This is a genomic window from Bifidobacterium sp. SO1 (assembly GCF_018555335.1).
Lineage (GTDB): Bacteria > Actinomycetota > Actinomycetes > Actinomycetales > Bifidobacteriaceae > Bifidobacterium > Bifidobacterium simiiventris.
In genome coordinates, this window is record NZ_JAFEJR010000001.1 from 207,621 (window position 1) to 222,283 (window position 14,663).

The following is a 14,663-nucleotide window of genomic DNA, read 5'->3' on the forward strand; positions in this document are numbered from 1 at the left end:
CCCTCATTCCGTGCTACAGCAGCGCTTCGATTGCCCTGGCATATTCGTTTACAGAAATGTCGCGAGTCAGATGATTCACGAGATATTCGCGACCGTGTTTGCCCATGTCGACCAATTCCTCAGAACCAGCGTGGTCGAGATACCAATGGATTTCGTTCGCGACCGCCTTGTAATCACCCGGTTCACAGCAACGACCGCACTCCGTTCCGTCAATCAGGTATCGTGCCTCGGAACCGGTCTCGAGCACACCGAGAATCGGCTTGCCCGCAGCCATGATGCCATACGCCTTGCTCGGTACGCTCACGCCCTTGATGCCACGGGCGTTCACGCACCAATGTACGTCACCAGCGTTTAGGCTGTACACCAAGTCTTCTTTCGGCTGGTATGGGATGAACGTCACATTGGTCAGATCATGCTCGGCAACATACCGTTTCAACTCGTCCAGCACGGCACCGGCGCCTACGAACGCGAACGCCACTTCCCTGCCGTCCGCAGTCCGCGCATTCGGGAACTTGCCGATCACTTTGACCAGGTTCTCCAGATCGTAATACAAACCGATGTTGCCTGAATACATGATGACGAACTTGCCGTCCAGACCATACCGGGCACGGAATTCCTGTACACGTTCATTCGCGGCATCCAACGGGTAGATCTGCTTTTCATCGATCCAATTGTTGATCATCGTCACACGCGGCACTCGCTGTCCACGAAAACGTTTGTTCAGCGTCTCCACCAAGTCACGCCCCACGGTAATGATCAGGTCGGATTGACGACAGCTGAACTTGTCAAACGCCATCATCAAATCAGTAACCAGCTTGTGCTTCACATAACCCACTGCTAAGGTCTGTTCCGGATTGAAGTCCTGAATGTTATACACAAATTTGGCGTGCTTCATCCATTTACCCCACACACCCAGCAGACCACCCAGAATCGGCGGCTGGGACATGGAGTATACGACGTCCTGCTTGCCGGCTTTGAATGTGGCACGCATCGCACCGAAGAAATACGATACGATATTCCTCACGCGGCTCATTTTGTTCGCCTTGGAAAACTCCGGCACACGTACTCGAATCACACGTACACCGTTGCGCATCTCCTCATAGAATCGTTTCGTCTTGTATTCGGGCGCGATCGTGCCGGTATAGGATGGCACTACACAGATCACCGTGATATTGAACCGGTCGCGCATGCCCTCGGCCAAATCGACCAGAATCTGCCCGGTAGACGCCGCATCAGGCGCATAATAATGGGCGTAAATCAGCATGTTCTTCTTGCTCATAGTCAACACCTAATCTTTAGTAGCGAAGTTTTGCCGGTAATATGGCAGCGACCGCTTCCGGCGGGGATGAAAAAACAGTCGCCTTTTTTGAATCGGATCGGACGGTGCACGGCGTCGGTCTCCAAGCCGCCTTCGCCTTCGAGGCACAGCAGCACTTGGAAGCTCGTATCCATCACGGTGAACGCGCAGCTCATGGTCACATCCAAACGTTCAGCCTCGAAATACTGGCAGCGGCAGATCGTCTCACGCGAGCAGCCGGGGTAATACGTGATGCGGCGCGGCTTCTGGCGTACGTCAGCGCCGGCCTTCATGTTGAGCACCTGCATGGCCTTGTCGAAATGCAGCTCGCGTTTCTTGCCGTTCTTGTCCACGCGGTCATAGTCGTAGACACGGTAGGTCACGTTGCTGCTTTCCTGAATCTCGGCCACCACCACGCCGGCACCCAGCGCGTGCACGGTGCCGGCGGGCACGTAGAACGAATCGCCTTTGTGCACCGGCACCCACTGCAAATGGCGAGACAGCTTGCCGTCGCGGATCGCATCGGCCAATATCTGCGGCGTCACCTGGTGAGCGAACCCGCACACCAGCTTCGCACCGGGTGCGGCATCGAGCACATACCACATCTCCGTCTTGCCGTTCTGATGCTCCACGCGGCGGGCAAACTCGTCATCCGGGTGCACCTGTACCGACAGATCTCGCTTCGCGTCGATCAGCTTCAGCAGAATCGGCAGCGAACCTTCCATGTGCCGTGTCTTGGTGCCGAGAAATTCCGGATGCTCGGCGAGCACCTCGTCAAGTCCGTGCCCCTTGAACTCGCCCGACACCACGGTGGACGGGCCATCCGGGTGCACGCTGCACTCCCATGTCTCGGCCAGCGGATCAAGGTCGATCCGCTTGTTGTATTCGCTCTTCAGCCGCGTGCCGCCCCACAGGTAATCCTTCCCTGCAGGAGACAGCAGCATCGGAGCCGGTGGCGCATCGGCCACAACCGCAGCAACCGTCTCAGGCAACATAGTGCTCACCGAGCCTCGGTATTAACCGAACCAGCCGCCACCCCGTCGGTCTCAAGCGGCCACAACTGCTTGTCTTTCACGTCGATGTCGTCGCCCACCTGCACTTCGATCACCTTAAGATCGGTGATCGCCTGCAGCGTGTGCTTGCATCCGGCCGCGATGCTGATCACATCGCCCGGCCGCACGATCTGTTCCATGCCGTCGATGATCGTGCGGCCTGTGCCGGACAGCACGCTCCACACCTCGTCGCGGCGCTCGTGGCTGTGGTAGTGCATGCCGTGACCAGCGTTAAGCGTTACCTTGATGGTGAGCGAATCCGGCTCCACGTCGATCACCTGATACATGCCCCACGACTTCTCGGCCACGCGAGCGTCGCCACCGATGCGCTCCACATACGGCTTCATATGGCTGCTGGCGTCCTTGTCGGCCACCAGGATGCCGTCGCTTGAGGCGGCCACCACCACGTTCTTCAGCCCCATGCACAGCATCGGCATGTCCAGCTCGTTGACGACGTTCACGTTCTCGCACGTGTCGTCGAGCGTCACATCGCCCTTGGTGGTATCGGCCATCACCTCACTCATCATGTTCCACGTTCCCACGTCGCGCCAGTCGCCGGCATACCGCATCACCTGAATGCTCGGCTCCTTCTCCACCACGGCGTAGTCGAAACTGATCTTCTCGCACTTGCCGTAGTTCTGGTACAGGTCGCGATAATCGTCGAAGTCGATCAGCTCGTGCGCGCGGCGCAGCAGATAGCCCAGCTTGAACGCGAATACGCCCGCGTTCCACAGCGCGCCCTGCCGGAGGTACTGCTCGGCGGTCGGCACGTCGGGCTTCTCCTTGAACTCGCTGACGCGGCTCACCTTATCCTTCGATTCAGGCATGATGTAGCCGTATTTGTCGCTCGGATACGTCGGTTCGATGCCCATGAGCGTCAGATTCGCGTCGCCGGTGTTCACCAACTCCTCGAGATCGTGCACACCCTCGTAATAGCTGTTCGCCACATACGGATCGACCGGGCACACGGCCACGCATTCGTCGTCGCCTACGCCCAGTTCGTCGTGCAGATATGCTGCGGCAAGCACGATCGCAGGGAACGTGTCACGGCGGGTCGGTTCCACGCAGATGTCGACCTGGTCGCCGAGCTGATGCTTGATCGCGCTCACCTGGGTGGCCGACGTCGCAATGGTCACATGCGCGTCCTTGTCGACGGTGCTGATCTGACGGTACACGCGCTGCACCATCGACTCATAGTCGCCGGATTCGTTGGTGAACAGCTTGATGAACTGCTTGCTGCGCACGCTGTTCGACAACGGCCACAGACGGGTGCCGCTGCCGCCGGAAAGAAGAACGATCTGCATGATGGTATCCCCTTGCCTACTGGTGTTGTCCGACTACTTGTTCAATCCGAGTTCGGTGACGATCACGTTCTGGATATGTTCGAACTTGGCTTCCGCGTCGGCCGCGTCCGTGCCCTTGATGCTGTAGTAGACCTTGATCTTCGGCTCGGTGCCGGAAGGGCGCACCGCGATCCACGAGTCGTCGTCGAGGATGTACTTGAGCACGTTCGAGGTCGGTAGATCGCCGAAACCGGGCTCTGCGGCGACCGGCGAACTGTAGTCGATGATCTGCTTAGTGCCGGAGAACGGAGAGCCGTCCGCACGCAGCTTGGTCATCATGCCTGCTATCTGCTCGAGACCGTCCTTGCCTTCGAGCGTGAAGCTGTCGAGTGCATCACGGAAGTAGCCGTACTTCGCGTAGATCTCGTTCAGACGATCCACCAGGCTCTTGCCTTCGGCCTTGAGCGCGGCGGTCATCTCGCAGATCATGAGGCTCGAAACCACCGCGTCCTTGTCACGGGCGTGCGTGCCGGCCAGGTAGCCGAACGACTCCTCATAGCCGAACAGGAAGTCATAGTCACGTTCCGCATTGCCTTCGGCCTTGGCCTGCTCAAACTGGGTGATCTTCTCGCCGATGAACTTGAAACCGGTGAGCGTGCTGAACACGTTCATGCCGTGCTCCTTGGCGATCATCGCGCCGAGTTCGCTGGTCACCACGGTCTTGACCACGGCCGGACGGGCGAACTTCGTCAGATCGGTGTGGGTGAGCAGGAAGTCGACCAGCAGCGCGCCGATCTGGTTGCCGGTCATCAGCTGATAGTCGCCGTCGCCGGTGCGCACGCCCACGCCTACTCGGTCGGCGTCCGGATCGTTGCCGAGCACGATGTCCGCGCCTTCGGCCTTGGCCTGTTCAATGCCCATCTTGAGTGCGCCACGATACTCCGGGTTCGGCGATTCCACGGTCGGGAAGTCGCCGTCCGGCACGGTCTGCGCCTCGACGAGGCTGATGTGCGTGAAGCCGTCCGCAGCAAGCATCTTGGTAACCGGCACCAGACCAGTGCCATGCAGCGGCGTATACACCACCTTGAGGTCGGCCTTGACGGCCGGATCGGTGATGCGCTGCTGCTTGAGCACGGCGGCCACGAAATCGTCGGTCACGTCCACCTGTTCGATAAGCGCGCGATCGCCCGTGAATTCGATGCTGTGATAATCGTCGACCTTGTTCACGTAGGAGATCACCTGCGCGGCTTGCCACGGTACCAGCTGGCAGCCGAACTCGTCATACACCTTGTAGCCGTTGTATTTGGCGGGGTTGTGGCTGGCGGTGATGTTCACGCCGGCCACCGTGCCCAGGTGCTTGACGGAGAAGCTCAGCTGCGGGGTGGGACGGGCCTCATGGAACAGGAACACCTTGATGCCCTTGCCGCTGAGCACATCGGCCACGGTTTCGGCCAGCTCACGGCTGTGGTTGCGGGTGTCATGGCATACCGACACGCCTCGCCGCGCACAGGTTTCGGCGCCGAACGTGTCAAGCAGATAATTCGCCAGACCGGTGGTGGCCTTGCCCACGGTGTAGCGGTTCATGCGGTTCGTGCCGGCTCCCATCACGCCGCGCAGACCGCCGGTGCCGAATTCGAGGTCGCGGTAGAACCGATCCTCGATCTCCTTGGCGTCCTTCACCGGGTCGAGCTCGGCCAGTTCGGCGCGCGTCGCCTCATCGAAGAATTCGTCGGTGGTCCACTGATCGTAGCGTTCTTGGTATGTCATGTCCTTCTCCTAATCTCCCGTGCCTACTGATTGATTACGTGACTACTTCTTGCCGCCGCGCAACGTACGCGGTTGCGGTGGTGCCGGCTGGTCGCTTTTGTGCTTGCCTTTGCCGGATTCCGATTTGCCAGTGCCCGTATCCTCGGATTCGGCGTAGTAGTAATAGTTGTTCTTCGACTGCTTCTCTCGCTCGGCATAGTTGAGCACGGTTCCGACCGGTGTGATGCCGAGCGTATCGAGCTCTGTCGCAGTATTGCGCAGGCTCTTCTTCTCGGCCACGTCGAGACCGGCCACCAGCAACAGTTCCGGCCCCTCCTTGGCGAACACGGCGGCATCATTCGACACGACCATCGGCGTGGTGTCGATGATCACGTAATCATAGATGCCGGAAACCTGCTTGATAAGATGCTTCATCGCACGAGAATTGAGCAGGATGCTCGGGTTCATGGTCTGCGTCCCCGCCGGCAATATATGCAGGTTCGGCTTCCAGTACTTCTGGAATGCATCCTGTGAAGTCACACGGCCGGTCACCAGATGGGTCAGACCCACCGTGCCTTCCAGACCGAGATGCGAGCTAACGGAAGGGTTGCGAACGTCGGCATCAATGAGCAGCACCATCGCGCCTGATTCGGCAAATGCAGCCGCCAGATTCGTGCAGATCGTTGTCTTGCCCTCATGCGGACTGCTGGAAGTCACAACGATCACGTTGGCGAGGGAATTCTCTTCAGTGTCGGCGAACGATAGGTTGGTGCGAAGACGGCGGAAATCCTCGGCTTCCGGTGAAGCAGGACGCGCAATGATCACCGGCGCGTTCTCCGTATATGCGTCGTCACGAGTAATGGTACCCAGCACCGGAACGTCGATGATCGACTGCACATCCGCAGACTCACGCACACGACGGTCAAGCTGATCCTTGATCACAGCCGCTACAATGCCCAGCACAATGCCGCCGACCAGACTCACGGCCACGTTCATTTTTACGTTCGGGAAGCTCGGTGATGCCGGCGCATACGCCTGCTGCACAATCGTCAGATTTACCGGAGGAACGATCTTGTCGCCGTCGTCGCTGTACAGCGTGCTGGTGATCTGCTTGCGCAAGCTTTCCGCCACGCTGTTGGCGATGCTTGACGCATTCTTGGGATCGGTGTCGACCACGCTCACGTCCACGAGCATGGTGTCGGTCGGGTTGGAGGCCGTTACCTTGTCGGCGAGCGCGGACACCGTGGTGTCAAGTCCAAGGTCGTCGATGACCGGCTTGAGCACTGATTCGGTTTTGACCAGTTGCGGATAGGTCGCAATCTGGGAGCTGATGTATGAGGAGCCTGAGTTGTAGTCGCTGGCGTTACCGCTGCCGTTGCTCTGCGTGGAACCACGGTAGGTGGCTAGCAACTGCGCCGTGGCCGTATATTGCGGGATCCGGGTGAGCGTATATGCGACACCCCCCCCCCGTGACGATCAGGAAGGTCGCGATTATCGTGATGACATGCTTCTTGATCGCGCCAAGGATGTCTATGGTGATCACATCGTTCTCGGCGCTTTTATCCATGTTCTCTTTGCTTGCCAACAGCCTCTACTCCTCCTGCCATGCGCAGCACATGTGCGTACGCCTCTCATATACGAAAACAGTCGCACACATTACTTTCTTCGCCTAGAGCTCAGATTATACTAAAGCTCCCCCCCGCTCACGCATTCGGTGTCTGGCGGACAGTCATTTCAGTATCTCCACCAACGGCACTGGTCATCACACGCACGGTCGCGGTCAATTCCTCACCCGGCTGCAATGTGACGTTTTTCACACCTACCGTCAATGAATTGTGGACAGTGATGCCATCGAAGTCTGATTGCTGACCGTTCGGTCCGGTGATCGTCCAGTCAACCAGACGTCCGCCCGCCGGTGCGTACACGTACAGCGTGGAAATGATCTGCCCTTGACGTTCGTTGGCTGACGAGCTGCCCAGACCATCGAATCCGCGGATCACGGAAGGCAGGTTCGCCGCGGTCTGTGCATCGAGCGTGTTCTTCAGCGTGATATGGATCGTGTACTGCTTCGAGCCGTCCGCATACGTCTTGTCAGCCTCACTGATGACCTTGTGTTCCAGATACCAGTCCATCTTGCCCATGGTGCTGTCGTTGAGATACACGCCGGTGATCGGCTTCAACTGGTTGGTACTCAGTTCGCCAGCGATCATGGTGCCGGACAGCTGCTTCTGCTCGTCGGCATGCGCACTCCACAAATACAGATGGCCATCGGCCACCGACTGTTTGACCGCGTTGATCAGCGCCGAGCTCTTGCCTCCGGCATTCGTCATCACATGCTGAAACGCGGCTCCGGCAGCCATGCTGAAGAATGCGTTCTGCTCCTGCTGGGTGGGAATGTCGAAATACGCCTGATTAAGCAACATCCGTGCCGCGTTATCGCCGTCAAGGGTCATGCCGTTGTCGAGCGTGACGTCGCCGGTGACCTTCAGCAGGTTCTGCAGCACCACCGGGTCGACGCTCAGCACGCCGTCAATATCCTGGCTGCCATACATTTGCCGCCACATTTCGACCGCCAACTGCGCCGAACGAGGGAAATCCGGAGTGAAGTTCACATCCTGCCGATAGCGGCCCATGTTGGTCGAAAACAGCATGCGCTCCTCGGCAGTCAGATCCAGGACCGGCTCATCCCACGTATAGTAGTCCGTCTGGAATTCGTCGATGGTTAGCTTACCGTTGTTCACATGCAGCAGACCCCATGCGCCAGTGATGCCGCCCGTCGTGCGGATCTCGGCGTTGTTCTGCACCAATACTAGATATGTGCGGGCAGATGAGTCAGCGGCGTTCGGGTCGACGCCCATCATCGGCGGCAGCACATTCGCCACGCGCGAACCGAAATCGACCAGTTCAGACAGCTGGCCAAGCTTGCTCCGAGCCGAATCCAACGCACTGTTCAGCTGATCTATATGCGTGTCTGCGAGTTTGGAGAGATTGCCGACGGCATCGGCGAGCACCGCGTTCGCAGCGGAAAGTTTCCCGGCCACGCTGCTCAAGCCGCCAACCTGAACGGTGCCGTTGTCGATACCGATATTGCTGAAGTTCAGCGAGTCAACGGAATCCGCCAGTTTGGGCAGCACGTTGTTCGACACGTCCTCGAAGATATGCATCGCATCACGCACCGTACGGATATCGGAACCGTAGTACGGGACGAGCGATGCGACATGCCACGACAGGCTGTTCGTCTGTTTGTACGCGGCATCGAGATGTTGCTCGAACGTCTCTATGGACCGCCTAGCCGCCGCAGTATCGCCGCCCATGACCTGCTGCTGGATGTCCGATGCGGAAGCGACCGCCGATTCGACTTCGGATTTGGCGTGCAGGGCGGACGCCACGAACCATGCGGCGAACGCCAGCGCGAGTGCCACGAACGCAAGTACGCCGATCACGAAGTGACGGATGCATTTCCTGCGCTTGATGGCCTTGACGTGCTCACGGCTCATACGACGGCGGCGCTTGCGACGCTCAGCTCGTGCGGCGTCCTCGGCCAGCACCGTCGGGTCGATGTTCGGCTGAATGACATCGTTGTCAGGGAGCGGATCTTCCTTATGTTCGGGAGCCAACGACACCATGGGCGGGCGAGGCACATTGTTGTCCATCGGATCAGACATAACGCATGACTATATAACAAGGGCTCCCCCCAAGGAGAGCCCAATCAATCGAAGACACGAAATCAGTTGAGCGCGAGCGGCTTGACGAGCGGGAACGTGATCGTTTCGCGGATCGTCGCACCGGTCAGGGCGATGAGCAGTCGGTCGATGCCCATGCCCATGCCGCCGGCCGGGGGCATGCCCACGCCGAGCGCCTCGAGGAAGTCCTCGTCGATGTCGCAGGCCTCCTCGTCGCCCGCCAGTGCGTCCTTGGCCTGCGCGACGAAGCGCTCGCGCTGCACGACCGGATCGTTGAGCTCGGAGTAGCCGGTGGCCAGCTCGAAGCCGCGCACGTAGAGATCCCACTTCTCGACCACGCCTGGCTTGGAGCGGTGTCCCTTGACGAGCGGGCTGGTTTCGACCGGGAAGTCGCGCACGAAGGTCGGCTCGTAGAGCTTGTCCTCGTAGAAGTGCTCCCACAGGTGTTCGACGAGCTTGCCGTGGTTCTCGACCTCGTCACGCTCCACACCGAGCTTGTCGGCGATCTCGCCGAGGTGCTCAACGGAGGTGCCGGGGTTGTCCGGGCCGCCGTTCGGCACGATCTCCTCACCGAGTGCCTCGGACAGCGAGTCGTACATGCTGATCTGCTTCCATTCGCCGCCGAAGTCGTATTCGGTGCCGTCAAGCAGCGTGACCTTGTGCGAGCCGAACACGTCCATCGCGGTCTTCTGCACGAGCTCCTTGACGAGACGGCCGATCGTGTCGTACGTGCCGTACGCCTGATACGCCTCGACCATCGTGAACTCGGGCGCGTGCGTCGCGTCGACGCCCTCGTTGCGGAAGTCGCGGTTGATCTCGAACACGCGGTCGATGCCGCCGACGAGGCAGCGCTTGAGGAACAGTTCCGGCGCGATGCGCAGGTACAGGTCAAGGTCGAACGCGTTCATGTGCGTGGTGAACGGACGGGCCGCGGCGCCGCCGTGCACGGTCTGCAGCATCGGCGTCTCGACCTCGATGAAGTCGTGGTCGTCGAAGGTGCGGCGCAGCGAGGCGACGGCCTTGGAACGGTTGCGCACCATGTTGCGGATCTTCTCGTCCGCGATCATGCCGATGTACGGCTTGCGGGTGCGGGTGTCGTCGTTGAGCTCCTTGTGCAGCGCGGGCAGCGGCTGCAGGGCCTTCGCGGCGATCGCCCATTCGGTCGCGAACACCGACAGCTCGCCGGTCTTGGAGGCGATCACGCGGCCGCGGATGTACAGGTGGTCGCCCAGGTCGACCAGCTGCTTGAACTGCTTGATCGAATCCGCGCCAATCTCCTTCTTCGAGATCATGCCCTGGATCTTCGTGCCGTCGCCGGCCGACAGCTGCACGAAGCACAGGCCGCCCGCGTTGCGCAGGAACAGCACGCGGCCGGCGATGCCGACCATGTCCTCGGTCTCCTGGCCGGGTTCGAGCTTGCCGTCGTACTGGGCGCGCACCTCCTCGATCGTATGGTCCACGTCGAGATGCACCGGGTACGGCGCGACGCCGGCCTCGAGCATCATCGCGCGCTTGGCGACGCGCATCTGCACCTGCTCGGGGTGCGCGAGCGGGCCGAACTCCTTGTTCGACGGATCGACCGCCTCGTCCAGCGTCGCGCCGGACTTGATCTTCGCGGCGATCGTCTCATCCTGCTTGAGCAGCATCTCCGCGCGCTCGACCGTGGTCATCGCGGGCGCGGCGGTTTCTTCCTCGTTTGCTTGGGATTCTTGGGTTTCACACATAGGTCATTAGTGTAGCGATCGGGCGATACACGCCTTGCGCAGAGGGCGGCCGCAACCGCGACACGCCGGAGTTTGACTCCCGACCTCCAGCATGTAATATAGCGGACGTTGCCAAACGGGCTGTAGCGCAGCTTGGTAGCGCGCTTCGTTCGGGACGAAGAGGCCGCGGGTTCAAATCCCGCCAGCCCGACAACTGAGGCCAGATCGTTGAAATCTCAGCGATCTGGCCTTTTTCATACCGCCGGGGACCTGCGTCCGCCGTATCATTCGGCGTACCATTGTGCGCCCGATATCTGCGGACGCTCGACTCGCGGCATCAACCGAACCGATCGGTTCGAGCACAACAATCGGACACAACCACACAACCAAGTCAGAGGGGTCATGAAGAAAAGTCTGCTTGCGCTGGCATCCGGCGCGTTCATCCTCGGCGCGGCCGAATTCGTGATGATGGGCATCCTGCCGCAGGCCGCGGACGCAATGCGCGTCGACATCCCGACCGCCGGCCATTTCATCTCCGCCTACGCGATCGGCGTGTGCATCGGCACGCTCATCCTCGTCTTCGGCCGCAAGGTGCCGCCGAAGAATCTCATCATCCTGTTCATGGTCATCGCGCTCGCCGGCAATCTGCTGAGCGCGTTCTCCGTAAGCGCGCCGATGCTGATCGCGGCCCGGTTCATCTCCGGTCTGCCGCACGGCGCGTTCTTCGGCACCGCCACGCTCATCGCCAAAACGCTGGCCGACAAAGGCAAGGAGGCGCAATCCGTCTCGATGATGGTGACCGGGCAGACCGTCGCCAACATGCTCGGCGTGCCCGCCGGCACCCTCATGGCCGAGTTCCTCTCGTGGCGACTCGCGTTCGGCATCCTCGCCGCGTGGGCCGCGATGACGATCGTGCTGACGGCCGCGTGGATTCCGTTCGTCGCGCCGATCAAGGACGCGGGCATCAAGGGCCAGTTCCGTTTCCTCACCAAGCCCGGCCCGTGGGTGATTCTCGCAGCCGTGTTCACCGGCAACGCCGGCGTGTTCTGCTGGTGGAGCTACGTCTCGCCGTGGCTGCAGAAGACCGGCGGCTGGCAGGCTTCGCTCGTACCGCTGCTGATGATGCTCGCCGGGTTCGGCATGGTCGTCGGCGGTCTGATCGGCGGGCAGATCACCGACCGCTGGCGTCACGCGGGCACCGCCGCGCTCGGCCAGACGATCTCGTGCATCGGTCTGCTCATGGTGCTGCTGCTACCGGGCAACCAGTTCACGACCGCCCTGCTCACGTTCTGGATCGCATTCGGCCTGTTCTTCATCTCCGCGCCGCAGCAGCTGCTCATGACCGAAGCCGGCCAGGGCGGCGGCGAACTGATCGCGGGCGCCGCCGTGCAGGTCGCGTTCAACTTTGGCAACGCGGTCGGTTCGATCATCGGCGGCGTCATGCTCACCACGTTCGCGATGGACTACCGGTTCACCGGTCTCGGCGGCGTGCCGCTGGCGCTGGTCGCCGTCGGTCTGCTCGCGTTCTATTCCATCCGCTGCGAGACGCACACCGACGCAGCCGAGCGTATGCGCGAAATCGACGTGAACGCGTAATCGTGCGCGCATCCGTTGTCCTGGTGGCGGTTTTCGCTCGCTGAGCGGGTGCTCAGCGAGCGAAAACCGCCACGAGACACCGAGCGAACATGATCTGAGCCGTCAGCGATATCACATCGGACACAACCCGACCACAGCCTCCCTGCCCGTACACTGGAACACAGTGCAACCCGGCAAGGAGGCTGTTTTGATGAACGACGACGAACTGCTCAGCAAACTGGAGGCGTTCGGCAACTCGATCGACGGAACCACGATCGGCGGAACCACGGACGACGGCTTCGTCAACAACGACGATTATGAAGACGACACCGCCGTCGATCATCCAGCGCACTTCGACGTGGACAGGTTCCTTGCCGGGCTTGACGCGATCTTCGACGCGCATGAGGCCGCAACGAAGGCGGGCCCGTATCTCGAACAGGCCGCCGTGGACGCGGAGAACGCCGGCGACGACGCCGGGCTGCTCACCGTGCTCAACGAAACGATGGGTTTCTACCGGTCTCAGGGCAAGCATAAGGAAAACCAGTGGATCATCCAGCGGGCGCTGGAACTCGCCGCGAAAATGGGCATCGAAGGCACCGACGCATGGACGACCACGCTGATCAACGCGGCAACCGGTCAACGCGCGGCCGGCAACTACGATCAGGCCGAAGACCTCTATCATATGGCGCTCGCTTCGGCCACGCGCACGCTCTCCCCCACCGATCGTCGGCTCGCCGCACTGCATAACAACCTGTCGATGGTCTACAGCGAAACGAATCGCAACGACAAGGCCGAAACCGAACTGCGCGAGGCGTTGCGTATCCTCGAGTCGTCCAGTCCGAACGCGGACGCCGATCTCGACGTCGCATCCACGCACACGAATCTCGCGCTGGTGCTGCTGGCCGAGCACAAACTCGACGAGGCCGACCGTCACGCGGCCCGCGCACTGGAAATCTACCGCACCGGCCATCTTGAGCACAGCGCGCATTACGCGTCCGCACTGGCCGGGTACGCGCAGGTGCGGTTCGCGGCGGGCGACTATGCGCGTGCAGTGGACCTGTACCGGCAGGCGCTGGCGGTGATCGACGAATGCTACGGACGCGACACCGACTATTACCGGGTTACCGAAGCGAATCTGCGGCAGGCCGAGGATGCGGCGCGGCAGGCCGGCGTTGATATCAGCGATGCCGCAGACACCACTGCCGCATCGCCCGTCGTCTCCAAGGAACGCGACGACTCGTCCGGCCAGCACGCTCCGGCGGAGTCGGCCGCCCGCCCGCGCATGTCCGGTCTCGAACTGGCGCGCGCGTACTGGCAGGAGGTCGGCAAACCGATGATCGCCGCGAAATACCCGCAGTATCAGGGCCGTATCGCCGCCGGTCTGGTAGGCCACGGTTCGGAATGCTACGGCTTTGACGACGCGGTCTCGCGGGATCATGATTTCGGCCCGCGCTTCTGCCTGTGGCTCACGGACGAGGATTATGCGGAGATCGGCGCGCAGCTGCAGACCGATTACGACGCGCTGCCGAACGAGTTCATGGGCTACGTGCGAGCCGACGTCGCGACGACCACGCCACGCGCCGCACGCGACGGTGCAGGCCGGCGCGACGGCGTATTCGCGATCGGTGACTTCTTCGAGTCGGTCACCGGGTATCGTACGGCCCCGGCCGAAGACAGTCCGCATGAGTGGCTGATGCTGGACGAGGCGACGCTGGCCGCCGCGACGAACGGCAAGGTGTTCGCCGATCCGCTGGGTGCGTTTTCGGCCACGCGTCAGGGGTTCACGTTCATGCCGGATGACGTGCGATTGTCGCTGATCTCACGCCGATTGGGCATGATGGCGCAGGCCGGCCAGTATAACGTGTCGCGCATGTTGGAGCGCGACGATGGCGCGGCGGCGTGGCTGGCGATCAGCGAGTTCGTGCAGGCGGCGAGTTCGCTGGTATTCCTGCTGAACGGCCCGGTGACGGTCGGATATGCGCCGTATTACAAATGGCGGTTCGCGGCGTTGCGTCGCCTGTCGCAGCGGATGGCGACCCGTCTGCCTGACGTGTGCGACCAGTTGGAGACGCTGTTGCGTTTGAGTTCCGCTGCCTGTTACGGCGGCGCCGGATTCGGCGAAGGCGGCAGGGGCGCTGCTCCGGCCGTGGCACAGGTCGAGCAGACCGTCGAACGGATCTGCGCCGAGGTCGTGGACGAGCTACGAGCCGAGGGATTGACCCGCAGCGACGAGACGTTCCTCGAATGGCAGCGACCCTATGTCGAAGAGCACATCCGCAGCAACGCCGCCTGCCTGTACTCGCTGTGACCGTTCGGAACAGGAG

The 14,663-nt window shown here is 61.2% G+C and carries 9 protein-coding genes and 1 tRNA gene; 3 read left to right on the plus strand and 7 right to left on the minus strand.

What is annotated here, in order from left to right; all coding sequences use genetic code 11:
• Positions 1-13 precede the first annotated feature (13 nt).
• The 7 genes from JS541_RS00945 to lysS form a co-directional block, all read right to left on the minus strand.
• Positions 14-1,279 carry a glycosyltransferase family 4 protein gene (locus JS541_RS00945; RefSeq protein WP_214372437.1) on the minus strand — a complete coding sequence of 422 codons (1,266 nt, stop codon included), beginning with the start codon at positions 1,277-1,279 and terminating at the stop codon, positions 14-16.
• A gap of 2 nt (positions 1,280-1,281) precedes the next feature.
• Positions 1,282-2,292: a type I phosphomannose isomerase catalytic subunit gene (locus tag JS541_RS00950; RefSeq protein ID WP_240539203.1), complete on the minus strand. Its 1,011-nt coding sequence runs from the start codon at positions 2,290-2,292 to the stop codon at positions 1,282-1,284.
• A 5-nt stretch (positions 2,293-2,297) separates the two neighbouring features.
• Complete coding sequence (locus tag JS541_RS00955) at positions 2,298-3,653, minus strand: sugar phosphate nucleotidyltransferase (protein WP_214372440.1); 1,356 nt, start codon at positions 3,651-3,653, stop codon at positions 2,298-2,300.
• A 33-nt stretch (positions 3,654-3,686) separates the two neighbouring features.
• Positions 3,687-5,399, minus strand: coding sequence for a phospho-sugar mutase (locus JS541_RS00960; protein WP_214372441.1), 1,713 nt, complete (start codon positions 5,397-5,399; stop codon positions 3,687-3,689).
• 42 nt (positions 5,400-5,441) lie between these two features.
• The gene (locus tag JS541_RS00965; RefSeq protein ID WP_240539192.1) at positions 5,442-6,788 is read right to left on the minus strand and encodes a polysaccharide biosynthesis tyrosine autokinase; all 1,347 of its coding nucleotides are present in this window, start codon (positions 6,786-6,788) and stop codon (positions 5,442-5,444) included.
• A 293-nt stretch (positions 6,789-7,081) separates the two neighbouring features.
• Positions 7,082-9,004, minus strand: coding sequence for a DUF4012 domain-containing protein (locus JS541_RS00970; protein ID WP_240539204.1), 1,923 nt, complete (start codon positions 9,002-9,004; stop codon positions 7,082-7,084).
• Positions 9,005-9,105: 101 nt separating this feature from the next.
• Positions 9,106-10,785 (minus strand): lysine--tRNA ligase, encoded by a 1,680-nt coding sequence (gene lysS / locus JS541_RS00975; protein ID WP_214372444.1) that lies wholly within the window; start codon positions 10,783-10,785, stop codon positions 9,106-9,108.
• Positions 10,786-10,901: 116 nt separating this feature from the next.
• On the opposite strand from lysS, the gene JS541_RS00980 reads away from it, so the two are divergent.
• The 3 genes from JS541_RS00980 (at position 10,902) to JS541_RS00990 (ending at position 14,647) form a co-directional block, all read left to right on the plus strand.
• Positions 10,902-10,975: transfer RNA gene (locus JS541_RS00980), tRNA-Pro, on the plus strand.
• 191 nt (positions 10,976-11,166) lie between these two features.
• A complete protein-coding gene (locus tag JS541_RS00985; RefSeq protein ID WP_214372446.1) occupies positions 11,167-12,360 on the plus strand; it encodes an MFS transporter in 1,194 nt (397 codons plus the stop codon).
• Positions 12,361-12,550: 190 nt separating this feature from the next.
• Positions 12,551-14,647, plus strand: a complete 2,097-nt coding sequence (locus tag JS541_RS00990) for a DUF4037 domain-containing protein (protein WP_214372447.1) — start codon at positions 12,551-12,553, stop codon at positions 14,645-14,647.
• Positions 14,648-14,663: the final 16 nt, after the last annotated feature.